Raw genomic sequence first — 25,309 nt, 5'->3', positions numbered from 1 at the left:
AATTGTGGGTGTGATATCCATCCACAATCATTGACCACACCCCGCTTCGGGTGTGGTCAGTAAATTCGAATACTTTAACAGGATGTGTTTGAGGAGAATAATAAACGGCCACGCAGGTGAATCATGAAAAGGTTTTTGTTTCTGTTATTGATATTAAGCCAAAGCGCATTTGCGAATTGCTGGAATAAAGCGGCGCATTATTATCATATTGATCCGTTTTTACTCTATGCCATCGCCAATGTGGAATCGGGAATGAACCCGTACGCCATTGGCATTAATCATGACGGAACGCGCGATGTCGGTTTAATGCAAATTAACAGCTCGCACTTTCCTGAACTCAGGCGCAAAGGTATTGACGAAAACCGCCTGATGACAGAACCCTGCACCTCCATTATGGTCGGCGCCTCTATTTTGTCGGGCATGATTAAGGTTTATGGATACAACTGGGAAGCCGTTGGCGCCTATAACGCCGGGCTTAAAAAGGAAAACTATCCCCAACGAATGGTGTATGCCCATAAAGTCTGGCGAAAGTATCAGCAGTTAAAATTAGCCGCCCGTGACAGAACCAACTGGTGAGTTTTTTCTTTTTTGAAGAGTACCCACCCGTATTCTTCAGAAAATGAAAAGCAGCTGTCTGGCGTTTATTTATTAACGGATTAATAAATAAACCTGGATTTATTTAACGTTATCGACATTAACAGGAATAACCGAGATGAATAAAAGGACATTACTGAGCGTGCTTATTGCCGGTGCCTGCGTAGCACCGGTTATTGCTCAGGCTACCATGCTGAAGGCGGAAAGCAGCCAGCCTTACACCATCAAAGCCAGCGATCTGGCCAAAAAGGAAAAAGAGCTCACGGATTTCCCGCTGATGAAATCCGTGAAAGATACTATCCGTACGCTGGACAATGCTCAGGTAGAGCAGATTGAGCCAGGCCGTGCAGCAAACCCGGCAAACGTGAAACGCGTTGAAGGGATCCTCAAAGAGAGCGACTGGGAATATCTGTTCCCGCTGCGCGCGAAGGATTACAGCTACAGCAACTTCCTGAAAGCCGTAGGTAAATTCCCGGCGCTGTGTGATACCTACAATGATGGTCGCGACAGCGAAGCCATTTGCCGTAAAGAGCTGGCAACCATGTTTGCCCACTTCGCACAGGAAACCGGTGGTCACGAAAGCTGGCGTCCGGAAGCCGAATGGCGTCAGGCGCTGGTCTATGTGCGTGAGATGGGCTGGAGCGAAGGCCAGAAGGGCGGCTATAACGGGGAATGTAACCCGGATGTCTGGCAGGGTCAGACCTGGCCATGCGGTAAAGACAAAGATGGCGACTTCCTGAGCTACTTTGGTCGCGGTGCTAAACAGTTGTCCTACAACTACAACTACGGTCCATTCTCCGAAGCGATGTACGGCGATGTCCGCACGCTGCTCGATAAACCTGAGCTGGTGGCCGACACCTGGCTGAACCTGGCCAGTGCGATCTTCTTCTTTGCCTATCCGCAGCCGCCAAAACCAAGCATGCTGCAGGTTATTGACGGCACCTGGCAGCCGAACGATCACGATAAAGCCAACGGCCTTGTCCCTGGCTTCGGCGTGACCACCCAGATCATTAACGGCGGCGTAGAGTGCGGTGGCCCGACTGAAATTGCCCAGTCTCAGAACCGTATCAAATACTACAAAGAGTTCGCTAACTACCTGAAAGTCCCTGTACCGGCTGACGAAGTGCTTGGCTGTGCCAACATGAAGCAGTTCGATGAAGGTGGCGCAGGCGCCCTGAAGATCTACTGGGAACAGGACTGGGGATGGAGCGCAGATACCCCTGATGGTAAGACCTATGCTTGCCAGTTGGTGGGTTATCAGACGCCATTCAGCGCGTTTAAAGACGGCGACTACACCAAATGTGTACAGAAGTTCTTCAACGTGAATATCGTGAACGATGATGGCTCAGCCGTGACGCCTGACGAAGATAAGGTGACGCCGACGCCAGACGAAAATGTGACCCCAACGCCTGACGAAAACGTCACCCCAACGCCGGATGAAGATACCGTTCCTGTGCCGGCAAACCACGCCCCGGTGGCGCAGATTGCAGGGCCGATTGGTGCGGTCGAAGCGGGTGCGCAGGTCTCCCTGAGTGCAGAAGGTTCTACCGATGAAGACGGCAATAAGCTGACCTACACCTGGCGTTCCCAGGACGGCCAGACCGTTACCGGCGACGATAAAGCGGTGGTGACCTTCAACGCACCGGAAGCCGCGACGGCGCAGCAGTATGAAATCAGCCTGACCGTCAGCGACGGCGAGCTGAGCAGTACCACCTCGTACCTGCTGAACGTAAAAGCTAAGGCCGCCACACCGTCTCAGGACGAAGGCACGTCTGGCACTTACCCGGCGTGGAGCGCGAACAGTAAGTACAGCGCGGGCGATATCGTGAACAACCACGGTAAACTGTTCCAGTGCAAACCGTTCCCGTACAGCGGCTGGTGTAACAACGCACCAATGTACTATGAACCAGGCGCAGGTCTGGCATGGTCTGAGGCCTGGACGGCATTATAAACAGCAAACGGCAACCGAAAGGTTGCCGTTTTAGTCTTTACTCCCTCTCCCTGTGGGTGTACGGTCCGGGGACATAGTGAACACTTGTTCGGGGACATGGTAGACACTTACAACTAAGGCATAAGAACCCGTTTATGGAGTCGCTTATGCCCTGGGATGCGAGAGATACCATGTCATTACGTACCGAGTTTGTTTTGTTCGCCTCGCAGGACGGGGCGAACATCCGTTCCCTCTGCCGTCGCTTCGGCATTTCACCTGCCACCGGCTACAAGTGGCTTCGTCGCTGGATGGAGGAAGGTTCCTCCGGCCTTCAGGACCGCCCGCGCATACCGCACCATTCCCCGAACCGCTCATCTGACGACATCACTGCCCTGCTGCGTATGGCCCATGACCGCCATGAACGCTGGGGCGCACGCAAGATAAAGCGCTGGCTGGAAGACCAGGGGCACCGTATGCCCGCCTTCAGCACCGTTCATAACCTGATGGCCCGTCACGGCCTGCTGCCGGGCACTTCACCGGGCATTCCCGCCACGGGACGGTTCGAACATGACGCGCCGAACCGGCTCTGGCAGATAGATTTTAAGGGCCACTTTCCCTTTGGCGGTGGCCGCTGCCATCCGCTCACCCTGCTGGATGACCACTCCCGTTTTTCTCTGTGCCTGGCGCACTGTAGCGATGAACGGCGTGAGACCGTGCAGCAACAGCTGGTCAGCGTGTTTGAACGCTACGGCCTGCCGGACAGGATGACGATGGACAACGGCGCCCCGTGGGGAGACACCACCGGCACCTGGACGGCGCTCGAGCTGTGGCTGATGCGCCATGGTATCCGGGTGGGACACTCCCGGCCGTATCATCCGCAGACGCAGGGCAAGCTGGAGCGTTTTCACCGCAGCCTGAAGACGGAGGTGCTGCAGGGTAAATGGTTCGCGAGTGAGGGCGAACTGCAGCGCGCCTTCGACCACTGGCGGACGGTCTATAACCTTGAACGCCCGCATGAGGCGCTGGATATGGCGGTACCGGGCTCGCGGTATCAGCCGTCATCGCGACGGTACAGCGGCAACACAACGCCCCCGGAATACGACGAGGGCGTGATGGTCAGGAAAGTGGATATCAGCGGAAAGCTGAGCGTGAAAGGGGTAAGTCTGAGCGCAGGCAAGGCGTTCAGGGGAGAACGGGTCGGGCTGAAGGAGATGCAGGAAGACGGCCGCTACGAGGTGTGGTGGTACAGCACAAAAGTGGGGGTGATCGACCTGAAGAAAAAGTCGATCACCATGGGTAAAGGATGTTAAAAAGTGTTCACCATGTCCCCGAACACCTGTCTACCATGTCCCCGGACCGTACAGTGGGAGAGGGCCGGGGTGAGGGCATCAGGCCGCACCCAATTAACTACCGATGCAACTTCCCGTGGTCCCGCAGCCACGCCGCGGTGCGCACAATCCCTTCATCCAGCGTCACAATCGGCTTATACCCCAGCTCATTCTCCGCACGCGAAATATCCAGCGTAAAATCAAAATTCAACTTCGATACGCCGTAATGCGTCAGTGCCGGCTCTTTGGCGGACTTGCTGCCAAAACGCTCCATGCTGCGGGCAATCATATCCAGCATGGGGTAAGGCACCGAGCGAATACGACAGTCAATCTGCAGTTCGTCGATCAGACGCTGCACAATGCTGCGCAGGGTGCAGGGTTCGCCGTTGGTAATGTTATAGGCGCGGCCAGACACCAGATTATCGCTGTCCGGCTGGCTCGCCAGCCACATGGCGTGCACGGCATTTTCGTAGTAAGTCATATCCACCAGCGCATCGCCGCCGCGGGGCAGCAGCACGCTGCCGTAGTGGTGCATCATCTGCGCCAGACGCGGGATAAACACTTTGTCATGCGGCCCGAACAGGCTTTGTGGACGCAGTATCGTAAAGCGCGTATGCGGGTTCGACTGCGCCAGCAGGTCGATCACTTCTTCGCTGGCCGCCTTGCTGCGGGCAAACTCACAGGCAAAACGGGCCGGACGGAACGCTTCCTGGATATCCCGGCGGTGGTGATAGTCGAAGTAGAGCGACGGGGAGGAGATATGAATGAAGTTACGCACGCCCCAGGCGACGGCCCATTCGCCCAGACGGCGCGTGGCGCGCACGTTGGCGAGATCGAAGGCTTCCTGGGTACCCCACGGTGAGGTAAAGCTGGAGCAGTGCCACAGGGTGTCGATTCCGGCGAGCATCACTTTCGCCTGAGAGGAGACCAGCTCCGTCAGATCGGCATGGACAAACTCTGCGCCCATTTTTTGCAGCAGTTTTCCCATCGCTTCGTTGCGACCGGTAGCCCTGACGCTGATGCCCTTGTTGCGCAGAAATTCGACCGCATTTCGGCCTAAGCCGCTGGTCGCCCCGGTAACCAGTACCTTCATATCAATCCACTGTGTTGAAAAGAATTTCGTGCGCATTCTTTCGTGAATTACGGCGCTATGCAATGGGAAAGGTGAAAGAAAGAGAGTTTTATTTAGATCTTTTCCGTCTTTTTTTCTGCGAGGTGCGCAATGCGTTTCGCCATCCCACGGAAGATAAACAGGTGCGCCGGGATCATAAACAACCAGTAGAACAGACCGGGCATCCCGTGCGGATGCCACCAGGCGCGGACGTCCAGTTCACGGTAATCGCCTTTGTCTTTCAGGGTGAAGCAGAGCCGTCCCAGACCCGGTGCTTTCATGCCGAACAGCAGCGCCAGCTCTTTTTCCGGTTCGACGATGATGACTTTCCAGCTGTCGACCGTATCACCCACCTCAAGATACGGGCGAGCAGGGCGGCCTTTCGCCAGCCGGTGGCCCACCAGCAGATCCATCGCTCCGCGGGTTTGCCAGAGAATATTGCCGAAGAAATATCGCTCTTTGCCGCCGATCTGGTTCACCACCTCCCACAGCGATGTCAGGCTGGCCGAGGTTTTCACCGTGCAGCCCGCCTGTTTCGGATAATAACCGTACTCCGGCCGCCAGCGGGCAAACGCCTGCGCGTCGTAGCCCCAGTCGCTGGAGTTCACCAGCTTCTCTTCTTCTTTCAGGGTATGGCGTACCGCGTCATCAAAACGGATCAGCGTCTGCGGGATTAATGCGCGCAGTTCGCGATCGTCCGCCAGCAGATCGTGTTTCAGCCCCTGGATCAGCGCTTTTGCAGTGGTCGGCGGCACCGAGGTGATGACATTTAAAAACCACACGGAGATCCAGCGGGTCGGGAAGGGGATGGGGATCAGCCAGCGTCGGCGGCCGCTGACGCGCATAAAATGCTCGAACTGTTCCTGATAGCTCAACACCTCCGGCCCGGCGGCCTCAAGCACGCGGTGCTGTTCGGCGGGATGGTCCAGCAGCGCCACCAGGTAATGCAGCAGGTTTTCCAGGGCAATCGGCGTGGTGCGCGACCGCACCCAGCGCGGTGGCGTGAGCACCGGCAGGTTGTAGACCATATCGCGCATCACTTCGAAGGCGGCAGAGCCCGCGCCGACGATGATCCCCGCCCGCAGTTCGGTGACGGGGATATCCGCACTGCGCAAGGTGTCCGCGGTAAGCTGGCGGGCGCGCAGGTGGTCGGACTGCTCATTTTCGGGCGCCTGGAGCGAGCTTAAAAAAATCACCTGCTTAACCGGCGTTTGCCGCAGGGCATCGCGGACGTTCAGGGCCACCTGACGTTCATGGGCGATAAAATCGCCGCCTTCGCCCATGCTGTGCACCAGGTAATACAGCGTGTCGACCTCTTCCAGCAGCGCGGGCAGCGACTCAGGCCAGTTAAGGTCGACGTTGTGGCAGGTGACGCCAGGCAGGTTTAGTTTTTGCAGGCGTTCCGTGTTGCGTGCCGCCGCCAGCACCTGATGCCCCTGCTGACTTAACGCCGTGGTCAGATGCTGACCGATATACCCGCTGGCACCGAGCACCAGAATACGTTGCGGCACGTTCTGCTCCTTAACGCTGTAAAAACGCCTGCCAGTGTTTTACGACGTCCATTAACTGCTCGCGATTGACGTCGAGGTGCATCACCAGACGCACAACAGGTGACGCGTTGATCAGGACGCCACGCGCTTTCATAAATTCACCAAGCGCAGCGGCGTGGTCATCGCCCACGCGAACAAACAGCATGTTGGTGTCGTGACGCATCACATCGGCACCCACGTCACGCAGCTGCGCTGCCATCCACGCGGCGTTGTCGTGATCGTCCTTGAGACGCGCCACGTTGTTTTTGAGCGCATACAGTCCGGCCGCGGCCAGAATACCGGCCTGACGCATGCCGCCGCCGGTCATTTTACGCCAGCGGTTGGCGCGCTTGATGTAGTCCGCATTGCCGACCAGCAGGGATCCCACCGGGGTGCCCAGCCCTTTAGAGAGGCAGATGGTGAACGAGTCACAATATTGCGTAATCTCTTTTAGCTCGCAGCCGTACGCCACCACGGCGTTAAAGATCCGCGCGCCGTCCACGTGCAGCCCCAGCTTGTGCTCGCGGGTAAACTCCCACGCTGCTTTCAGGTACTCGCGCGGCAGGACTTTACCGTTGTGGGTGTTTTCCAGACTGAGCAATCTGGTGCGGGCGAAATGGATATCGTCGGCTTTGATTTTTGCGGCGACTTTATCCAGCGGCAGGGATCCGTCCGGCGCGGCGTCGATAGGCTGCGGCTGAATGCTGCCGAGCACTGCGGCACCGCCCGCTTCGTACAGGTAGTTATGCGCGCCCTGGCCGACAATATACTCTTCGCCGCGTTCGCAGTGGCTGAGCAGCGCCACCAGGTTGGCCTGCGTTCCGGTGGGCAGGAACAGGGCGGCCTCTTTACCGCTGAGTTCTGCGGCATAGCGCTGCAGTTCGTTCACCGTTGGATCGTCACCGTAGACGTCGTCCCCGACCGGGGCGGCCATCATCTCTTCGAGCATGGCGCGACTCGGTCGGGTAACGGTATCGCTGCGTAAATCAATCATTTCACATCCCTTTAATTAAGAGGTCATGCGAAATGTTTTACCTGAGCCAGTTGGTTTTTGCCAGTTCGATCACCTCATCACCACGGCCGCTGATGATCGCCCGCAGCATATAGAGGCTAAAGCCCTTGGCCTGCTCCAGCTTGATCTGTGGCGGGATCGCCAGCTCCTCTTTGGCGACGACGACATCCACCAGCACCGGGCCGTCGATGGAAAACGCCCGTTGCAGAGCTTCATCCACCTCGGAGGCTTTCTCCACGCGGATACCGGTTATGCCGCAGGCTTCGGCAATGCGGGCGAAGTTGGTGTCGTGCAGCTCGGTGCCGTCCGTCAGATAGCCCCCGGCCTTCATCTCCATTGCCACAAAGCCCAGTACGCTGTTATTGAAGACCACGATTTTCAGCGGCAGCTTCATCTGCACCACCGACAGGAAATCGCCCATCAGCATGCTGAACCCGCCGTCACCGCACATCGCCACCACCTGACGCTCCGGGGCGGTGGCTTTGGCGCCCAGCGCCTGCGGCATGGCGTTGGCCATCGAGCCGTGGTTGAACGAGCCGAGCAAGCGGCGTTTGCCGTTCATCTTCAGGTAGCGTGCCGCCCAGACGGTGGGCGTGCCCACGTCGCAGGTGAAGATGGCATCGTCGTCCGCGAAGTGGCTGATCTGCTGCGCGAGATACTGCGGGTGGATGGCTTTGTCGCTCGGTTTGGCGAGATCGTCCAGACTCTTACGCGCATCGCGGTAATCGCTCAGGGCTTTGTCGAGGAATTTGCGATCCGTTTTCTCTTCCAGCAGCGGCAGCAGGGCGGCAAGGGTGGATTTGATGTCGCCCACCAGCGCCATATCGACCTTGCTGTGTGCACCGATGCTGGCCGGGTTGATATCGATCTGAATGATTTTGGCATCCGTCGGGTAGAACGCGCGATAGGGGAACTGGGTACCGAGCAGAATCAGCGTGTCGGCATTCATCATGGTATGGAAGCCGGACGAAAAACCGATCAGCCCGGTCATGCCCACGTCGTAAGGGTTATCGTACTCGACGTGCTCTTTGCCGCGCAGGGCATGAACAATTGGGGCTTTTAGCTTACCCGCAAATTCAAGGAGCTCTTTGTGCGCGCCCGCACAGCCGCTGCCGCACATCAGGGCAATATTGCTGGCGTAACGCAGCAGTTGCGCCAGCTTTTTTAGCTCCTCTTCGGCTGGCGTCACCACCGGCTGCGGGGCGTGGTACCAGTGGGTGCTCGCCCCTTCCGGCGCGGCCTTGAGTGCCACATCTCCCGGGATGACGACAACGGAAACGCCACGGTTCAGCACGGCTTTGCGCATGGCGATCGCCAGAACCTGCGGGATCTGCTCCGGCGACGACACCAGCTCGCAATAGTGGCTGCATTCACGGAACAGCTCCTGCGGATGCGTCTCCTGAAAATAGCCACTGCCGATTTCAGATGAGGGAATATGGGCGGCAATCGCCAGCACCGGCACGTGATTGCGATGACAGTCAAACAGCCCGTTAATGAGATGCAGGTTGCCCGGCCCACACGACCCGGCGCAGACGGCCAGCTCCCCGGTGAGCTGCGCTTCGGCCCCGGCGGCAAAGGCGGCCACCTCCTCATGACGGGTCGGCATCCATTCGATGGTCTTCATCTTATTCAGGCTGTCGCTCAGCCCGTTCAGTGAATCGCCGGTTACGCCCCAGATACGTTTTACACCTGCCTGTTCGAGGGTCTTCGCTATGTATGCAGCCACGGTTTGTTTCATGGTTGTCCGTCTCCTTTTTGTGATATCGCTTACAAGCTTAGAAGAAAGTCACTGTATTGCCTGCACAATACCCCTCATTTCAGGGTGGTTTTCACCGGCAATGATTCGGCATAATCTGGCGACAGATTGGGTGAAAACGGGAATCATTTCAGATGGTTAAATCATTGTTAATTGCTGTAAACGAAAAGCTAACGTGCGACGATCTCGGCAAACTCTTGTTACGACTTGCCGTCGGTGGGCTGATGCTGTTTCACGGATTACACAAGTTATTTGGCGGTGTGGGCTTCATCGGCGGCCTGCTGGTGGAAAAAGGGCTGCCGGGATTTATTGCTTACGGCGTATTGATTGGCGAAGTGGTGGCACCGATCCTGATCATTGTCGGTCTCTTCACGCGTCCGGCTGCGCTGGTGCTGGCGTTTACCATGATTGTGGCGTGGCTGATGGTGGGCACGGGCAAAACCTTTGCGCTGGACGCCGTCGGTGCGTGGGCCATTGAGAGCCTGGTGTATTTCTTTATCGGTTCGCTGGCGGTGGTGTTTTTAGGGGCAGGGCGGTACGCGGTAGGGAAAGCGCCCGCGTGGCGGTAGGGCAAAAAAAAGCCCGGTGGCGCTGGCGCTTACCGGGCCTACGATGACACGTTTAACGATTACGCGAGCACAAGATCGCCCTGCGGATGGCAGGAACACGCCAGCACATAACCTTCAGCAATTTCTGCATCGGTCAGCGTCATGGTGCTGGTCACGCTGTACTCCCCGGAGACTACCTTCGTTTTACAGCATCCGCATACGCCCGCGCGACAGGCAGCCACCACCGGCACCTTATTGCTTTCCAGCGCCTCCAGCAGCGTGGTGCCGACGCGGCCAAAGAAGGTTTGTGCCGGTTGCAGTTTGGTGAACTGAATCCCGCTGGTTGCCGCCTCCGCCACCGGCGTGAAGAACTGCTCTTTGCAGAAGCGGGTTACGCCCAGGGCTTTCACTTCCTGTTCCACAATCTCCATATACGGTGCCGGGCCGCAGGTCATCACGGTACGGTTCGCTATATCGGGCACGCGTTGCAGCAGCGCGCGGCTCAGACGTCCCTCGACAAAACCGTGCGTCGCGTTGTGCTCCGCCACCAGCGTCACCGGGTAGTTGCGCCACTCATCGGCAAAGATCACATCGTCCGGCGAGCGCACGCTGTAGATCACCTGCACGTCGGCCTGCGGGCGGTTTTTGGCCAGCCAGCGACGCATTGACATGATCGGCGTGACGCCACAGCCCGCGGCCAGCAGCAGGAATTTATCTTCGCTTTTGTCGTCACAGGTAAATTCCCCCTGAGCGTCAGACAGCCAGATGTAATCCCCGCGCTTGACGTCACGCGTGAGCCACTGCGAGCCTGCACCGTCATCGATGCGGCGGATAGTGAGCGTAATGTATTCGCTGACGCCCGGCGTCGAGGAGATCGTATAGGCGCGCAATGTGTCCGCGGCGTTGCGGACACTGACCAGCGCATACTGACCGGCACGGTACGGATAGTAGTCATGGCATAGCAGCGACAGCGTCCACACATCCGGCGTCTCCTGATGGATGTGATGAACCTGCATCCGCCACGGACATTGTGAGGTTGGCATGGTCATGAAATACTCCTTACGCGCTCAGCAGTTGTTGCATATCTTCTTCTACGGTGGTCACGGAACGCAGACCGAATTTCTCGTTCAGCACGGCCAGCAGGTCCGGCGTCAGGAAGCCTGGCGCGGTCGGGCCGGTGACGATATTGGTTACGCCCAGAGAGAGCAGGGTCAGCAGGATCACAATCGCTTTCTGCTCGAACCAGGAGAGCACCAGCGACAGCGGCAGATCGTTCACGCCGCAGCCCAGTTTCTCCGCCAGCGTGACCGCCAGAATGATGGCTGAATAGGCATCGTTACACTGACCAGCATCCACCAGACGTGGCAGCCCTTCAATGTTGCCGAAGTCCAGCTTGTTGAAACGGTATTTACCGCAGGCCAGCGTCAGGATCAGGCAATCTTCCGGCACGCGGGTGGCGAAATCGGTGAAGTAGTTACGCTCACCGCGCGCGCCGTCACAGCCGCCAATCAGGAAGATGTGGCGCAGCTTTTCACGGCTGACAAGGTCAATCAGCGAGTCTGCGGCGCCGAGCAGCGTTTCGCGGCCAAAACCGACGGTGATGAGGTGCGGAATTTCGCTGTACGGGAAGCCCGCCATCTGCTGCGCCTGGGCGATCACCGGACCGAAATCGTCACCTTCAAGGTGGCTCACGCCCGGCCAGCCGACGATGCTGCGGGTCCAGATGCGGTCATCATACGCGCCGACGGTCGGGTCGATGATGCAGTTAGAGGTCATCACAATTGGGCCCGGGAAGCGGGCAAACTCGACCTGCTGATTCTGCCAGCCGCTACCGTAGTTCCCGATCAGGTGTTTGAATTTACGCAGTTCCGGGTAGCCGTGTGCGGGCAGCATTTCGCCGTGGGTATAAACGTTAACGCCGGTGCCTTCGGTCTGCTTCAGCAGGTTGTAGAGATCTTTCAGGTCGTGGCCGGAGATGAGAATACATTTGCCTTCGGTCGCTTTCACGTTGACCTGGGTTGGCGTTGGGTGGCCGTAAGTGCTGGTCTCACCGGCATCCAGAATGCTCATCACGCGGAAGTTCATCTGGCCGATTTCCATGGAGCACTCAAGCAGCGCATTCATATCGGCAGGCCAGGTGCCCAGCCACGCCATGATTTTGTGGTACTGCGCGTAGATGTCGTTATCGTACTGGCCAAGCACGTGTGCGTGCTCCATATAGGCTGCGGCACCTTTCAGGCCGTACAGGCACAGCAGGCGCAGGCCGAGAATGTTCTCGCCAATCGCCGCTTTGTCTTTGTTCGGGGTAAATTCTGCGGCCTGACGCTGCAGCTCGCCCAGATCGTCGCTCACCAGCTGCAGTTCTGACATCGGGTTGTCCACGCGGGCACTGGCATCGGCATTCAGGCACTGTGCTTTCAGCGCTTCGCGCAGGGCAATCGCTTCACGGGCGTACCCGACAATGCGCGGCGAATCAAAGTTAACGTTAGTCAGCGTGGAGAAAAAGGCGCGCGGCGCAAAGCTGTCTACGTAGTGGTCGACAATACCGTACTCGCGGGCTTTGAATGCCCAGGCGGAAAGCCCCTGCAGGGCAGCAATCAGCAGATCCTGCAGGTCTGATGTCTCTGCGGTTTTACCGCACATACCCTGCGCGTAAGAACAGCCATTGCCTGCCGGGGTACGGATAGTTTGTTCACATTGCACACAAAACATAATCACACCTGTTAAAGTTATATTTGATATACATGTTTAAGGTTATGCCTGTGCCACAACGCTGAAAAGGGCTTTCTTGTACTAAGTGGAGGGAGATTGATTTAGCGCAATTTTGGCGGCAGGAGCCCTACCGCCAGAGAGGTATCAGGCGGAGAAAAAGGCCATCAGAACAGGCACCAGCAGGCTCAGAATAAAACCGTGCACAATGGCGGCGGGCACCATCTCCAGACCCCCTGAACGTTGTAATACTGGCAGGGTAAAGTCCATCGACGTGGCACCGCACAGACCCAGCGCGGTAGAGCGGCTGCGGCGAACCAGACCCGGGATCAGCATGATGGCGATTAACTCCCGCGCCAGGTCGTTAAAGAAGGCGGCGCTGCCAATCACCGGACCGAATGATTCGGTCAGCAGGATACCGGAAAGGGAATACCAGCCGAATCCGGAGGCCATGGCCAGCCCGGTTTTCAACGGCAGGTCGAGAAGAAAGGCGTTAATCACCCCGGCGACCATTGAGCTGGCGACCACGATAACGGCAACAATCATTCCCCGACGATTCAGGACAATCTGTTTCAGCGTCATGCCATTATTGCGTAACTGGATACCAATAAGGAACAGCAGGAAGATCAGGGTATATTCGCTGGCTTCGGTGGCGTGCTGTAAAAAAGACCATCCGGTGAGCCCAAGCACAAAACCGAGCACCACGACGCCGCACAGTTTTAATGATTCCAGCGCCATCGCAATTCGGGAGGGCAGTTTTTCCTGATGGTGGTGGTTTTTCCACGGAATAGTACGCTCAAGCCAGAATAACGCGGCGATATTGCAGAACAAAATAACCACAACAGTCACGGCAGAATAATGCAGGATCGCCAGCAGATTGGTCGCCAGGTTATCCAGAAAGGCCAGGCTAATCCCCATAAAGAAAAGAATGACGTAAACAATCCAGCTGAGAAAACGGTTGATAAGCCGTAATGCGGATTCACGACGCAGCGGAATCAGGTAGCCCACGATTAAGGGCAGGAGAATAATGAGGAGTCCTGAAAACATGAACAACCGGTCCTTGTGAGTATCTGTTAAGCGCCAGAGACACTACCCAATAAAGGCTGTTCAGTAAAGCGGCAAAAAGAAAGCCGGGTGGCGGCTGCGCCTTACCCGGCCTGTTGTCCTCACCCCGGCCCTCTCCCACAGGGAGAGGGAGGGAAAGATTAATCGCGTTTTTCCAGCAGGGTGCGATACAGCACGCCGCCCAGAATACCGCCGACGATCGGCATAACCCAGAACAGCCACAGCTGCTCAAGTGCCCAACCGCCCTGGAAGATGGCGACAGCGGTACTGCGCGCCGGGTTCACAGAAGTGTTGGTCACCGGAATGGAGATCAGGTGGATCAGGGTCAGTGCCAGACCAATGGCGATGGGCGCGAAGCCCGCAGGGGCGTATTTGTCGGTCGCGCCGTGGATCACCAGCAGGAAGCCGGCGGTCAGCACAATTTCAATCACAATGGCGGAGAGCATGGAGTAGCCGCCAGGCGAATGCTCACCGAAGCCGTTGGACGCAAAACCGCTGGCTGCGGCGTCAAAGCCGGCTTTACCGCTGGCAATCACGTACAGAACGCCTGCAGCAATAATACCGCCCACGACCTGAGCGACAATATAACCAATGACCTCTTTGGCCGGGAAACGACCACCGGCCCATAAGCCTAATGTCACAGCCGGGTTAAAATGACCACCGGAAATATGTCCCACGGCGAAGGCCATGGTTAATACCGTTAAACCAAATGCCAGCGCGACGCCGACAAAACCAATGCCGAGTTCCGGAAATGCTGCTGCCAGAACGGCACTACCGCAGCCACCAAACACCAGCCAGAATGTACCAAAGCATTCTGCTGCTAATTTTCTGAACATAACCACCTCAATAAACTTCCGCACGCTTTCCCGCGCGCGGGATATATCGCCATAAAGGGATGACGACTCAAAGAGCCCGTATTTTAAAAACCATTAACACCCCTTCGCCACTTAAATAAATTCGGTTAATTTGATTTAAGGCAATGTGATGTCGATCCTTGTTCAAACTGGAGGTGAATAGAGCATAGTCCAATTTGCGGGCAATAGTTTGTTGTGCTGTTGAAACTATTTCAAATGAAACTTGCCACGTAAATTCTTAATTTTTTCGCGCCTGCAAAGAATAATCGGGACGTATGGCAGTGTTCTGCACGGCATCCTCCCGCTATACTGCTGATAACTTAAAGGAAAAAGTGGTCATTTCTCGGGGGATGTATGCTTCTCGAACGTGTGGATATTGTCGGGTTTCGCGGTATAAACCGCCTGTCACTGCATCTGGAGCAGAACAACGTCCTGATCGGTGAGAACGCCTGGGGTAAGTCCAGCCTGCTGGATGCGCTGACGCTGCTGCTGTCGCCCGAAGGCGATTTGTACCACTTCGTGCATGACGATTTCTGGTTTCCGCCCGGCGATGTCAACGGCCGCGAGAAGCATCTCCATATTATTCTGACCTTCCGTGAATCCGAGCCGGGGCGTCACCGCGTGCGTCGTTTTCGCCCCATGTCACCGTGCTGGGTTCAGAGCGACGATGGCTTCCACCGTATTTTTTATCGCCTGGAAGGCGAGATGTCAGAGAACGACGGGGTACTGACCCTGCGTGATTTTCTTGACGAAAAGGGCAACCCCATCCCGCTGGACAATATCGACGACCTGGCCCGCCATCTGATCCGTCTCTCCCCGGTGTTACGCTTGCGCGACGCGCGTTTTATGCGGCGTATCCGTAACGGTACTGTGCCAAATATGCCGGAAGTGGAAGTCACCGCCCGCGAGCTTGATTTCCTGGCACGCGAGCTGGTTTCGCGTCCGCAAAATCTCACCGATGGGCAAATCCGCCAGGGGCTCTCTGCCATGGTGCAACTGCTGGAGCACTATTTTTCCGAGCAGGGGACGTCACAATCGCGCCATCGTCTGATGCGCCGCCGTTCCCACGATGAGCAGCGAAGCTGGCGTTATCTCGACATCATTAACCGGATGATCGACCGGCCCGGTGGGCGCACCCATCGGGTGATTTTACTGGGGCTGTTTTCCACGCTTCTGCAGGCCAAAGGAACCGTTCGTCTGGATCGCGATGCGCGTCCGCTGCTGCTGGTGGAAGACCCGGAAACACGTCTGCACCCGATCATGCTCTCCGTTGCCTGGCACCTGCTGAATCTGCTGCCGCTTCAGCGCATTACCACCACCAATTCCGGCGAACTGTTGTCTCTGACGCCGGTCGAGTATGTTTGCCGCCTGGTGCGTGAATCATCGCGCGTTTCTGCTTACCGGCTGGGGCCGGGAGGGATGAATGCCGAGGATGGTCGCCGTATCGCGTTTCATATCCGCTTTAATCGTGCCTCGTCGCTGTTTGCCCGCTGCTGGCTCCTTGTGGAGGGGGAAACCGAGACCTGGGTCATCAACGAGCTGGCGCGCCAGTGTGGTCACCATTTTGATGCGGAAGGGATTAAGGTCATCGAGTTTGCGCAGTCAGGATTAAAACCGCTGATCAAATTCGCCCGGCGGATGGGCATCGAATGGCACGTGCTGGTCGACGGCGATGAGGCGGGGAAAAAATATGCGTCTACCGTGCGCAGCCTGTTAAACGATGAGCGAGAAGAGGAGCGCGACCATTTAACCATGCTGCCGGCGATGGACATGGAGCACTTTATGTATCGCCAGGGGTTCGACGATGTGTTCCACCGGATAGCGATGGTGCCGGTCGATGTGCCGATGAACATGCGGCGCGTGATTGCCAAAGCGATCCACCGCTCTTCAAAGCCGGATTTAGCCATTGAAGTGGCGACAGAAGCGGGAAGGCGGGGGGTGGAGTCAGTGCCGACGCTGCTGCGCAAAATGTTCTCCCGCGTCCTGTGGCTGGCACGCGGGAAAGCCGATTAACGCCGGGTTGCCTGGGTGACCTGCTCCGTCAGGCTATCCAGCAGCTCATAGCGGCGGCGGTATTCAGCCCGTTTTTTACTGGCAATCTCTTCCATGGACTTACGCGGCATGGCAAGCGGTAGCACGAAGTTACCGTTATCCTGTTTGTGTCCGCCGAGGGAGATCCAGAAGCTGTCGTAATCCGCCAGCAGTTTCCCCTCTTTTTTCTTCCGGTAACGCCAGCTGCGATAGATGTGGGTGGCATTACTCACCGCGACAATCTGTTCCACCGGGAAAGCTCCGCCAAGCGTCATCGCGGTTTCAACCAGCAGACGTTTCGGGAACAGGCCATGGCACGCCTTGGTTGCTTTCTGGATCAGCTCATGCGGAACGTGGGCTTTCGCCCCCTGCAGGCCGCCGATAAAGAGTGTGCTTTTGCCTTCAAACGGGCACAGCGTAAACGTTATTTCCGCCAGCACGGTATCCTGATGATCACAGAAGACGAGGGTCGCTTCTCCTTCTTTATCCAGGAACGCATCGGCGCATAACCGAACGGTAAATTGCTGTTCATCCTTACCGGTTAAAGTCAGGAGCGTCACGCCCTGTTTAGAAAGATAGCCTTTGAGCAGCGCGGCCGGCAGGTGGTTGCTCATGGTCTGGTAGTGCCAGTTCAGGGCTTCCAGCGCATGCGGGCGATCCATATTCACGGTCAGCCACGGGCGGTGCAGGCGGCACGGCAGACCGGGCTGAACCTGCAGTATTTGCATCAGACGAGGCTGCTTTGCCAGGCTTGAGAGCAGGCGCGCGGTGCTGAGGGGCGTCGCCAGGGTGCGAAGCGCAAACTTACGTCGATAAGCAGGGTTTTGCCATGCCAGACCCGGCGTAATGGCACCGGTGACCAGGTTTTTAAACAGCTGCCAGCCGGATTTTGGCTGTGACGGAGTGGAATGGGGTGTATCGACGATGGAAGACATGTGAGATCCTGCTTCTTATGGAATGGCGTTATTTCAGCAGGCCCTTTGTCAACGTCGTGTCAACAAATCCAGGCATTTCCCGAAATCAGGGGTTTCGTTGAGGAGTGGTTTAGATAGAATCAACGTTGATGAAAGCCAGAACAATTATTTGGAATATTTATGAACCTTAAGGGAAAACGCAGAAAGTGGTTTCTGCTGCTGGCGATAGCGGTGGTAGCGGGTGGGTACTGGTTGTGGCAAGTGCTCAACGCGCCTGTTCCGCAGTATCAAACACTGATCGTCCGTCCGGGCGAACTGCAGCAAAACGTGCTCGCCACAGGCAAACTCGATGCCCTGCGCAAGGTGGACGTGGGGGCGCAGGTGAGCGGACAGTTAAAAACGCTGTCCGTTGAGATTGGCGATAAGGTGAAAAAGGGGCAGCTGCTCGGCGTTATCGATCCTGAGCAGGCCGAGAACCAGATCCGGGAAGTGGAAGCTACGCTGATGGAGCTGCGCGCGCAGCGTGCGCAGGCGCTGGCGGAGCGAAACCTCGCCCAGGTGACCCTGACGCGCCAGCAGGCGCTGGCCAAAACGCAGGCGATCTCGAAACAGGATCTCGACACGGCCGCCACCGAACTGGCGGTGAAACAGGCGCAGATTGGCACCATTGACGCGCAAATCAAGCGCAATCAGGCTTCGCTGGATACGGCGAAAACCAACCTCGACTATACGAAGATCGTGGCGCCCATGGCCGGGGAAGTGACCCAGATCACCACGCTTCAGGGTCAGACGGTGATTGCCGCCCAACAGGCGCCGAACATTCTGACGCTGGCGGATATGAGCACAATGCTTGTGAAAGCGCAGGTTTCCGAGGCGGATGTTATCCATCTGAAGCCGGGGCAGAACGCCTGGTTTACCGTGCTGGGCGATCCGCAGACGCGCTATGAAGGCGTGCTGAAGGACATTCTGCCCACGCCGGAAAAAGTGAACGATGCGATCTTCTACTATGCCCGTTTTGAAGTCCCTAACCCGCAGGGCGTGCTGCGTCTGGATATGACCGCGCAGGTCCATATTCAGCTTACGGGCGTTAAAAACGTGCTGACCGTCCCGCTTTCTGCGCTGGGAGAATCTGCCGGGGACAACCGCTATAAGGTGAAGGTGCTACGCAACGGCGAAACGCGCGAGCGTGAAGTGGTGATTGGCGCACGCAACGATACCGACGTGGTGGTGGTGAAAGGGCTGGAAGAGGGTGACGAGGTAGTCACCAGCGAAACCCTGCCCGGAGCGGCGAAATGACGGCGTTGCTTGAGCTGACTGACATTCGTCGCAGCTATCCGTCGGGCGATGGTCCGGTGGAGGTGCTGAAGGGCATCTCCCTGCGCGTGGAAGCGGGCGAGATGGTGGCGATTGTCGGTGCGTCCGGCTCCGGCAAATCGACGCTGATGAACATTCTTGGCTGTCTGGACAAACCGACCAGCGGCACCTATCGCGTGGCCGGAACGGACGTTTCCACTCTGGACGGCGACGCGCTGGCGAAGCTGCGCCGGGAGCACTTCGGTTTTATCTTTCAGCGTTACCATCTGCTCTCTCACCTGAGTGCGGCGCAGAACGTGGAAGTGCCGGCGGTGTACGCGGGCGTGGAGCGCAAGAAACGCCTCGCGCGGGCGCAGGCGCTGTTAACGCGTCTTGGCCTGGCGGAGCGGGTAGATTATCAGCCCTCACAGCTTTCTGGCGGTCAGCAGCAGCGCGTGAGTATTGCCCGTGCGCTGATGAACGGCGGGCAGGTGATCCTGGCCGATGAACCCACCGGAGCGCTCGACAGCCATTCCGGCGAAGAGGTGATGGCGATCCTCCATCAGCTTCGCGATCAGGGGCACACGGTCATCATCGTGACTCACGATCCGCAGGTGGCGGCGCAGGCTGAACGCATTATCGAGATCCACGACGGCGAGCTGGTGAGCAACCCGCCGCCTCGTGCGTCCAGAGCGGCCGCGCAAAAAGAAGCCTTGCCTGCTGCAACCGGCTGGGGACAGTTTTCCAGCGGTTTTCGTGAGGCGCTGACCATGGCCTGGCTGGCGATGGCGGCGAATAAAATGCGCACGTTGCTGACCATGCTTGGGATCATCATCGGTATCGCATCGGTGGTGTCGATTGTGGTGGTGGGCGATGCCGCCAAACAGCTGGTGCTGGCGGATATCCGCGCTATCGGGACCAACACCATTGACGTTTATCCCGGGAAAGACTTTGGTGACGACGAGCCGCAATATCAGCAGGCATTGAAATACGACGACCTGGCGGCCATTCAGAAACAGCCGTGGGTCAATTCGGCGACGCCTGCCGTGTCGCAAAACCTCCGCCTGCGGGTGGGTAACGTGGATGTTGCCGCCAGCGCGAACGGCGTCAGCGGGGATTATTTCAACGTCTACGGCATGACCTTCAGCGAAGGGGCCACCTTCAACGCCGAACAGCTGGCAGGCAGGGCGCAGGTGGTGGTACTGGACGCGAACTCGCGCAGACAGCTCTTCCCCAATAAAACCAACGTCGTGGGCGAAGTGATCCTCGTAGGGAACATGCCAGCCACCGTGATTGGCGTGGCGGAAGAGAAGCAGTCCATGTTTGGCAGCAGCAAGATCCTGCGCGTCTGGCTACCGTACAGCACCATTTCCGGGCGGATTATGGGGCAGTCATGGCTGAACTCTATCACCGTGCGCGTCAAGGAGGGTTATGACAGCGCGCTGGCCGAACAGCAGCTTGAGCGGCTGTTAACCCTGCGTCACGGGAAGAAGGATTTCTTCACCTGGAACATGGATGGCCTCTTGAAAACGGCGGAAAAGACCACACGTACTCTTCAGTTGTTCCTGACGCTGGTGGCGGTGATCTCGCTGGTTGTTGGCGGTATCGGGGTAATGAATATCATGCTGGTCTCGGTGACGGAACGTACCCGGGAAATTGGTATTCGCATGGCGGTCGGGGCCAGAGCCAGCGACGTGCTGCAGCAATTTTTGATTGAAGCGGTGCTGGTGTGTCTGGTGGGCGGCGCCATGGGGATTGCGCTGTCGATGATGATCGCCTTTGCTCTGCAGATTTTCTTACCCGGCTGGGAGATTGGGTTTTCACCGGTAGCCATTCTTACCGCATTTTTATGCTCGACCTTTACCGGCATCTTGTTTGGCTGGCTGCCGGCCCGCAACGCGGCGCGACTGGATCCGGTGGATGCGCTGGCTCGGGAATAACCCGAAAATAAAAATGCCAGCCGATCGGGCTGGCATTTTGACGGCGGGATGTACACAATAAAACAGAGAGCTATGCAACCGTTTCTGCTTCAATCGGTACGATAAGGCTTGCGTGATTGCCTTTAGGTCCCTGATGTACATCGAACCGGACGGACTGCCCGGCTTTGAGCGTTCTGTAACCATCCATCTGAATGGTGGAATAGTGAGCGAAGATATCCTCGCCGCCGCCTTCGGGGCAGATGAAGCCAAACCCTTTGGCGTTGTTGAACCACTTAACAGTACCCATTTCCATGCTTCGACATCCTTCGTAAATCTTATAAGTTAAGATGGAATGAACCGGTGGTGGAGTGGGGGCTGTTCAAAACCTCGCCATCTCACGCTTGTACAATTTAGAGAATCGAAAGAAACCGTCAAGCGTTTGGCGCTGGAGATGGGACAATAATCAACCAAAGTTTGAAGCAGTTAACGCTATTGCAACAGTTTGTGACAGACATCGCGGATGACAGTAATAGATGATTGTTATCTAACATCTGAGGTAGATTCAAAGTGGTTATGCAAAATGGGTAAGACCAACGACTGGCTGGATTTTGACCAGCTGGCGGAAGACAAAGTGCGTGACGCGCTAAAACCGCCATCTATGTATAAAGTTATGTTAATGAACGATGATTACACGCCGATGGAATTTGTTATTGACGTGCTACAAAAGTTCTTTTCTTATGATGTAGAACGTGCAACGCAACTGATGCTTACCGTTCATTATCGTGGCAAAGCTATCTGCGGCATCTTTACCGCCGAGGTGGCGGAAACCAAAGTGGCGATGGTGAACGACTATGCGAGGGAGAACGAGCATCCGTTGCTGTGTACGCTGGAAAAGGCCTGATAAGGCATAAAATTGGGGGAGGTGCCTATGCTCAATCAAGAACTGGAACTCAGTTTAAACATGGCTTTCGCCAGAGCGCGTGAGCACCGACATGAGTTTATGACCGTCGAGCATTTACTGCTCGCACTGCTTAGCAACCCATCTGCCCGCGAAGCGCTGGAAGCCTGCTCCGTGGATCTGGTGGCGCTACGTCAGGAACTCGAAGCCTTCATCGAACAAACCACACCGGTGCTGCCAGCCAGTGAAGAAGAGCGCGACACGCAGCCGACGCTCAGCTTCCAGCGTGTGCTGCAGCGCGCGGTTTTCCACGTCCAGTCTTCCGGACGTAGCGAAGTGACTGGCGCAAACGTCTTAGTCGCCATCTTCAGCGAGCAGGAGTCACAGGCTGCCTATCTGCTGCGCAAACACGAAGTCAGCCGACTCGACGTGGTTAACTTTATTTCTCACGGAACGCGCAAAGACGAGCCTAACCAGGCTTCAGATTCCAGCAATCAGGTCAATAACAATGAAGAGCAAGCAGGCGGGGAGGATCGTATGGAAAACTTCACCACCAACCTTAATCAGCTTGCTCGCGTTGGCGGTATCGACCCGCTGATTGGTCGCGATAAAGAGCTGGAGCGTGCGATCCAGGTGCTGTGCCGTCGCCGTAAGAACAACCCGCTGCTGGTGGGGGAATCGGGCGTGGGTAAAACCGCGATTGCCGAAGGTCTCGCCTGGCGTATTGTGCAGGGCGACGTACCGGAAGTGATTGCCGATTGCACCATCTACTCCCTGGATATCGGCTCTCTGCTGGCGGGCACCAAATACCGTGGTGATTTTGAAAAACGCTTCAAGGCGCTGTTAAAACAGCTGGAGCAGGATACCAACAGCATCCTGTTTATCGATGAGATCCATACCATCATCGGTGCCGGTGCTGCTTCGGGTGGCCAGGTGGACGCCGCTAACCTGATCAAACCGCTGCTCTCCAGCGGCAAGATCCGGGTAATTGGCTCGACCACATACCAGGAGTTCAGCAACATCTTTGAGAAGGATCGTGCCCTGGCGCGTCGCTTCCAGAAAATCGATGTCACTGAACCGTCCGTCGAGGAAACGGTGCAGATCATCAACGGCCTGAAACCGAAGTACGAAGCGCACCATGACGTGCGTTACACCGCGAAAGCGGTACGTGCGGCGGTGGAGCTGGCGGTGAAATATATCAACGATCGTCATCTGCCGGATAAGGCGATTGACGTGATTGACGAGGCAGGGGCGCGTGCGCGTCTGATGCCAGCCAGCAAGCGTAAGAAAACCGTCAACGTGGCGGATATTGAGTCCGTAGTGGCTCGTATCGCGCGCATTCCTGAGAAGAGCGTTTCTCAGAGCGATCGCGACACGCTGCGTACCCTTGGCAATCGTCTGAAGATGCTGGTCTTTGGTCAGGATAAAGCCATCGAGGCCTTAACCGAAGCGATCAAGATGGCCCGTGCCGGACTGGGGCATGAGCATAAGCCTGTCGGTTCGTTCCTCTTCGCCGGTCCAACCGGTGTCGGGAAAACCGAGGTAACGGTGCAGCTCTCCAAAGCGCTGGGTATTGAACTGCTGCGCTTTGATATGTCCGAGTATATGGAGCGTCACACCGTCAGCCGCTTGATTGGTGCGCCTCCGGGATACGTGGGCTTTGACCAGGGTGGCCTGCTTACCGACGCGGTGATCAAGCATCCACATGCGGTACTGCTGCTCGATGAAATTGAGAAAGCGCACCCGGACGTGTTCAATATCCTGCTGCAGGTGATGGACAACGGGACGCTGACCGATAACAACGGGCGCAAGGCGGACTTCCGCAACGTGGTGCTGGTGATGACCACCAACGCCGGTGTGCGTGAAACCGAGCGTAAATCCATCGGCCTGATCCACCAGGATAACAGCACCGATGCGATGGAAGAGATCAAGAAGATCTTTACGCCGGAGTTCCGCAACCGTCTGGACAACATTATCTGGTTCGATCACCTGTCTACCGAGGTGATCCATCAGGTGGTGGACAAGTTCATTGTCGAACTGCAGGTTCAGCTTGATCAGAAAGGCGTGTCGCTGGAAGTGAGCCAGGAGGCCCGCAACTGGCTGGCTGAGAAAGGCTACGACCGTGCGATGGGTGCCCGTCCGATGGCGCGTGTGATTCAGGACAACCTGAAGAAACCGCTGGCGAACGAACTGCTGTTTGGCTCGCTGGTGGACGGCGGCCAGGTAACGGTGGCGCTGGATCAGGCGAAGAACGAACTGACGTACGATTTCCAGAGCGCGGCGAAGCACAAGCCGGAAGCGGCTCACTGAGTGTAATATGTGTGTTAAAAACCGGGCATCAGCCCGGTTTTTTTATGCCTGCTTTTCTCCCTCTCCCTGTGGGAGAGGGGCGGGGTGAGGGCAACAGCCCGCAGAGGAATTTTGCGAGGCGCTTTCCAGTTTCGTTCGATGTTGGTTCTGGATTAATCCACAGCCATAAAATGGCGCTTCTGTACGACCCTGGATGACACGACATCAACATTAAAGCCATGAATAAAAAAAGGCCGGGATTATCCCGGCCTTTTTTAATATTCATCTGCCATTACAGGCGAAAACAATTAGCGACTACGGAAGACAATGCGGCCTTTGCTCAGGTCGTACGGGGTCAGTTCAACAGTCACTTTGTCGCCCGTCAAAATGCGGATATAGTTTTTGCGCATTTTACCGGAGATGTGCGCAGTTACCACGTGACCGTTTTCCAGCTCTACGCGAAACATGGTGTTAGGCAACGTATCAAGTACGGTACCCTGCATTTCAATATTGTCTTCTTTGGCCATCTAATCCTCTGGGGTATCACTACCAAGTTTTGAACCGGCAAGATAATGCCGAAATTCATCAATTAAGTAAAGAATTGCGCGTTTAAAACGCAGCAAAACAGTTTCGGCGCATTGCCCAAGCGTCACGGTACAACCGAACGGAAAGCGCATTCGTAAAGGGGATACAACAGGATAAACGTCAGGACGTTATCTGAAGCGAAGGTCCCAAACGGCGGCGGGGCAACAGGCAGAAGCTACTCTGCGGCATAATTATAACACCCTCATAAAAAATATGCGGAAAACATTTAGGCATTGGGCATAAAGAGTGTTCGTGGTACCCAAAAATCGCGCGGCAGCTTCTCCTGACGGCAGTTATCCAGGTGCTCAATGTAGTGGCGGCGGGAGATTTCAACAGCACCGAGGGAGGCGGTATGCTCGTTCAGAACCTGACAATCCAGCAACTGCCCGCCGCGCTGAGCAAACTCCTGGCAGAAAACCAGCAGGGCCGTTTTCGAGGCGTTTACCGCACGGGAGAACATCGACTCACCGCAGAACAACGTCCCCTGCGCGACGCCGTACATACCGCCAACAAGTTCGCCACCTTCCCACACCTCAATGGAGTGGGCATAGCCAAGCTCGTGCAGTTGATGATAGGCGGTGATGATATCGCGGGTGATCCATGTTCCTTCATGACGTTCTTCTGCGCACCCCTCAATCACCTCGCCAAAGGCATGATTCAGCGTGACCCGGTACGGTGACTTAGCGTGGAAACGTTTCATGCTGCGGCTCAGATGAAACTCTGCTGGCCACAGCACAGCACGCGGATCGGGAGACCACCATAAAATAGGGTCGCCAGGTGAAAACCACGGGAATATGCCGCGCTGGTAGGCCATCAGGAGCCGGGCAGGGCTGAGGTCGCCGCCAAGCGCCAGCAGCCCATTGGGTTCACGCAGCGCTCCCTCTGGCGACGGGAACGCAATGTTATGACGAGAAAGCTGGACCAGGCGCATGACAGCAAAACTC

General features: G+C 56.7%; 21 protein-coding genes. 9 read left to right on the top strand and 12 right to left on the bottom strand.

Features of this window, described 5'->3' with window-relative positions; all coding sequences use genetic code 11:
• Positions 1-123 precede the first annotated feature (123 nt).
• The 3 genes from iagB (at position 124) to NQ842_RS16675 (ending at position 3,834) form a co-directional block, all read left to right on the top strand.
• Positions 124-576 (top strand): type III secretion system invasion protein IagB, encoded by a 453-nt coding sequence (gene iagB / locus NQ842_RS16685; RefSeq protein WP_047362292.1) that lies wholly within the window; start codon positions 124-126, stop codon positions 574-576.
• Between the two features lie 136 nt (positions 577-712).
• Positions 713-2,545 (top strand): glycoside hydrolase family 19 protein, encoded by a 1,833-nt coding sequence (locus tag NQ842_RS16680; RefSeq protein ID WP_046888136.1) that lies wholly within the window; start codon positions 713-715, stop codon positions 2,543-2,545.
• A gap of 134 nt (positions 2,546-2,679) precedes the next feature.
• Positions 2,680-3,834 carry an IS481 family transposase gene (locus NQ842_RS16675; protein WP_373371728.1) on the top strand — a complete coding sequence of 385 codons (1,155 nt, stop codon included), beginning with the start codon at positions 2,680-2,682 and terminating at the stop codon, positions 3,832-3,834.
• Positions 3,835-3,931: 97 nt separating this feature from the next.
• On the opposite strand, the gene NQ842_RS16670 is transcribed toward NQ842_RS16675, so the two are convergent.
• The 4 genes from NQ842_RS16670 to poxB all read right to left on the bottom strand — a co-directional run bounded on the left by NQ842_RS16670 (position 3,932) and on the right by poxB (position 9,242).
• Positions 3,932-4,945 carry an NAD(P)-dependent oxidoreductase gene (locus NQ842_RS16670; protein ID WP_257256091.1) on the bottom strand — a complete coding sequence of 338 codons (1,014 nt, stop codon included), beginning with the start codon at positions 4,943-4,945 and terminating at the stop codon, positions 3,932-3,934.
• A gap of 92 nt (positions 4,946-5,037) precedes the next feature.
• Positions 5,038-6,474, bottom strand: a complete 1,437-nt coding sequence (locus NQ842_RS16665) for an SDR family oxidoreductase (protein WP_257256090.1) — start codon at positions 6,472-6,474, stop codon at positions 5,038-5,040.
• Positions 6,475-6,484: 10 nt separating this feature from the next.
• Positions 6,485-7,486: a low-specificity L-threonine aldolase gene (gene ltaE, locus NQ842_RS16660; RefSeq protein ID WP_257256089.1), complete on the bottom strand. Its 1,002-nt coding sequence runs from the start codon at positions 7,484-7,486 to the stop codon at positions 6,485-6,487.
• 37 nt (positions 7,487-7,523) lie between these two features.
• Complete coding sequence (gene poxB / locus NQ842_RS16655) at positions 7,524-9,242, bottom strand: ubiquinone-dependent pyruvate dehydrogenase (protein ID WP_047362288.1); 1,719 nt, start codon at positions 9,240-9,242, stop codon at positions 7,524-7,526.
• A gap of 152 nt (positions 9,243-9,394) precedes the next feature.
• On the opposite strand from poxB, the gene NQ842_RS16650 reads away from it, so the two are divergent.
• A complete protein-coding gene (locus NQ842_RS16650; RefSeq protein WP_257256088.1) occupies positions 9,395-9,829 on the top strand; it encodes a DoxX family protein in 435 nt (144 codons plus the stop codon).
• A 59-nt stretch (positions 9,830-9,888) separates the two neighbouring features.
• Here the strand turns inward: NQ842_RS16650 and hcr are convergent, their stop codons facing one another.
• From hcr to aqpZ, 4 genes are all read right to left on the bottom strand, one after another.
• Positions 9,889-10,857 carry an NADH oxidoreductase gene (gene hcr / locus NQ842_RS16645; protein ID WP_050859811.1) on the bottom strand — a complete coding sequence of 323 codons (969 nt, stop codon included), beginning with the start codon at positions 10,855-10,857 and terminating at the stop codon, positions 9,889-9,891.
• 10 nt (positions 10,858-10,867) lie between these two features.
• On the bottom strand, positions 10,868-12,520 hold the full coding sequence (hcp, locus tag NQ842_RS16640; RefSeq protein WP_083021153.1) for a hydroxylamine reductase: 1,653 nt from the start codon (positions 12,518-12,520) through the stop codon (positions 10,868-10,870).
• Positions 12,521-12,664: 144 nt separating this feature from the next.
• Positions 12,665-13,564, bottom strand: coding sequence for a lysine exporter LysO family protein (locus tag NQ842_RS16635; protein WP_014831263.1), 900 nt, complete (start codon positions 13,562-13,564; stop codon positions 12,665-12,667).
• A 158-nt stretch (positions 13,565-13,722) separates the two neighbouring features.
• The gene (gene aqpZ, locus NQ842_RS16630) at positions 13,723-14,418 is read right to left on the bottom strand and encodes an aquaporin Z (RefSeq protein ID WP_014831264.1); all 696 of its coding nucleotides are present in this window, start codon (positions 14,416-14,418) and stop codon (positions 13,723-13,725) included.
• A 372-nt stretch (positions 14,419-14,790) separates the two neighbouring features.
• On the opposite strand from aqpZ, the gene NQ842_RS16625 reads away from it, so the two are divergent.
• A complete protein-coding gene (locus NQ842_RS16625) occupies positions 14,791-16,449 on the top strand; it encodes an ATP-dependent endonuclease (RefSeq protein ID WP_014831265.1) in 1,659 nt (552 codons plus the stop codon).
• Here NQ842_RS16625 and NQ842_RS16620 read toward each other — a convergent pair.
• Positions 16,446-17,402: a VirK/YbjX family protein gene (locus tag NQ842_RS16620; RefSeq protein ID WP_257256086.1), complete on the bottom strand. Its 957-nt coding sequence runs from the start codon at positions 17,400-17,402 to the stop codon at positions 16,446-16,448. The two genes, NQ842_RS16625 and NQ842_RS16620, sit on opposite strands and share 4 nt — an antisense overlap.
• Positions 17,403-17,561: 159 nt before the next feature.
• Between NQ842_RS16620 and macA the strand changes: the two genes are divergently transcribed.
• Positions 17,562-18,677, top strand: coding sequence for a macrolide transporter subunit MacA (gene macA / locus NQ842_RS16615; protein WP_257256085.1), 1,116 nt, complete (start codon positions 17,562-17,564; stop codon positions 18,675-18,677).
• A complete protein-coding gene (macB, locus tag NQ842_RS16610; protein ID WP_257256084.1) occupies positions 18,674-20,614 on the top strand; it encodes a macrolide ABC transporter ATP-binding protein/permease MacB in 1,941 nt (646 codons plus the stop codon). The genes macA and macB overlap by 4 nt, the downstream gene beginning before the upstream one ends.
• 70 nt (positions 20,615-20,684) lie before the next feature.
• Here macB and cspD read toward each other — a convergent pair whose 3' ends face one another.
• Entirely contained in the window at positions 20,685-20,906 is a 222-nt protein-coding gene (cspD, locus tag NQ842_RS16605) for a cold shock-like protein CspD (RefSeq protein WP_008499993.1), read from the bottom strand.
• Positions 20,907-21,173: 267 nt separating this feature from the next.
• On the opposite strand from cspD, the gene clpS reads away from it, so the two are divergent.
• Positions 21,174-21,494 carry an ATP-dependent Clp protease adapter ClpS gene (gene clpS, locus NQ842_RS16600; protein WP_006174393.1) on the top strand — a complete coding sequence of 107 codons (321 nt, stop codon included), beginning with the start codon at positions 21,174-21,176 and terminating at the stop codon, positions 21,492-21,494.
• 27 nt (positions 21,495-21,521) lie between these two features.
• Positions 21,522-23,801 carry an ATP-dependent Clp protease ATP-binding subunit ClpA gene (gene clpA / locus NQ842_RS16595; RefSeq protein ID WP_014831269.1) on the top strand — a complete coding sequence of 760 codons (2,280 nt, stop codon included), beginning with the start codon at positions 21,522-21,524 and terminating at the stop codon, positions 23,799-23,801.
• Between the two features lie 287 nt (positions 23,802-24,088).
• On the opposite strand, the gene infA is transcribed toward clpA, so the two are convergent.
• Entirely contained in the window at positions 24,089-24,307 is a 219-nt protein-coding gene (infA, locus tag NQ842_RS16590) for a translation initiation factor IF-1 (protein ID WP_002211347.1), read from the bottom strand.
• Between the two features lie 284 nt (positions 24,308-24,591).
• On the bottom strand, positions 24,592-25,296 hold the full coding sequence (gene aat, locus NQ842_RS16585; protein WP_257256083.1) for a leucyl/phenylalanyl-tRNA--protein transferase: 705 nt from the start codon (positions 25,294-25,296) through the stop codon (positions 24,592-24,594).
• Between the last annotated feature and the right edge of the window lie 13 nt (positions 25,297-25,309).

Origin of the sequence: Enterobacter cloacae complex sp. R_G8 (assembly GCF_024599795.1) — a bacterium.
GTDB classification, from domain to species: Bacteria; Pseudomonadota; Gammaproteobacteria; order Enterobacterales; family Enterobacteriaceae; genus Enterobacter; species Enterobacter dissolvens.
This window is presented reverse-complemented; position numbering and strand designations above follow the sequence as displayed.

What these genes read in the sequence shown, in the direction of transcription:
- iagB (WP_047362292.1), top strand. Translation starts at nt 124, where the DNA reads ATGAAAAGGTTTTTGTTTCTGTTATTGATATTAAGCCAAAGCGCATTT.
- NQ842_RS16680 (WP_046888136.1), top strand. Translation starts at nt 713, where the DNA reads ATGAATAAAAGGACATTACTGAGCGTGCTTATTGCCGGTGCCTGCGTA.
- NQ842_RS16675 (WP_373371728.1), top strand. Translation starts at nt 2,680, where the DNA reads ATGGAGTCGCTTATGCCCTGGGATGCGAGAGATACCATGTCATTACGT.
- NQ842_RS16670 (WP_257256091.1), bottom strand. Translation starts at nt 4,945, where the DNA reads ATGAAGGTACTGGTTACCGGGGCGACCAGCGGCTTAGGCCGAAATGCG.
- ltaE (WP_257256089.1), bottom strand. Translation starts at nt 7,486, where the DNA reads ATGATTGATTTACGCAGCGATACCGTTACCCGACCGAGTCGCGCCATG.
- poxB (WP_047362288.1), bottom strand. Translation starts at nt 9,242, where the DNA reads ATGAAACAAACCGTGGCTGCATACATAGCGAAGACCCTCGAACAGGCA.
- NQ842_RS16650 (WP_257256088.1), top strand. Translation starts at nt 9,395, where the DNA reads ATGGTTAAATCATTGTTAATTGCTGTAAACGAAAAGCTAACGTGCGAC.
- hcr (WP_050859811.1), bottom strand. Translation starts at nt 10,857, where the DNA reads ATGACCATGCCAACCTCACAATGTCCGTGGCGGATGCAGGTTCATCAC.
- hcp (WP_083021153.1), bottom strand. Translation starts at nt 12,520, where the DNA reads ATGTTTTGTGTGCAATGTGAACAAACTATCCGTACCCCGGCAGGCAAT.
- NQ842_RS16635 (WP_014831263.1), bottom strand. Translation starts at nt 13,564, where the DNA reads ATGTTTTCAGGACTCCTCATTATTCTCCTGCCCTTAATCGTGGGCTAC.
- aqpZ (WP_014831264.1), bottom strand. Translation starts at nt 14,418, where the DNA reads ATGTTCAGAAAATTAGCAGCAGAATGCTTTGGTACATTCTGGCTGGTG.
- NQ842_RS16625 (WP_014831265.1), top strand. Translation starts at nt 14,791, where the DNA reads ATGCTTCTCGAACGTGTGGATATTGTCGGGTTTCGCGGTATAAACCGC.
- NQ842_RS16620 (WP_257256086.1), bottom strand. Translation starts at nt 17,402, where the DNA reads ATGTCTTCCATCGTCGATACACCCCATTCCACTCCGTCACAGCCAAAA.
- macA (WP_257256085.1), top strand. Translation starts at nt 17,562, where the DNA reads ATGAACCTTAAGGGAAAACGCAGAAAGTGGTTTCTGCTGCTGGCGATA.
- macB (WP_257256084.1), top strand. Translation starts at nt 18,674, where the DNA reads ATGACGGCGTTGCTTGAGCTGACTGACATTCGTCGCAGCTATCCGTCG.
- cspD (WP_008499993.1), bottom strand. Translation starts at nt 20,906, where the DNA reads ATGGAAATGGGTACTGTTAAGTGGTTCAACAACGCCAAAGGGTTTGGC.
- clpS (WP_006174393.1), top strand. Translation starts at nt 21,174, where the DNA reads ATGGGTAAGACCAACGACTGGCTGGATTTTGACCAGCTGGCGGAAGAC.
- clpA (WP_014831269.1), top strand. Translation starts at nt 21,522, where the DNA reads ATGCTCAATCAAGAACTGGAACTCAGTTTAAACATGGCTTTCGCCAGA.
- infA (WP_002211347.1), bottom strand. Translation starts at nt 24,307, where the DNA reads ATGGCCAAAGAAGACAATATTGAAATGCAGGGTACCGTACTTGATACG.
- aat (WP_257256083.1), bottom strand. Translation starts at nt 25,296, where the DNA reads ATGCGCCTGGTCCAGCTTTCTCGTCATAACATTGCGTTCCCGTCGCCA.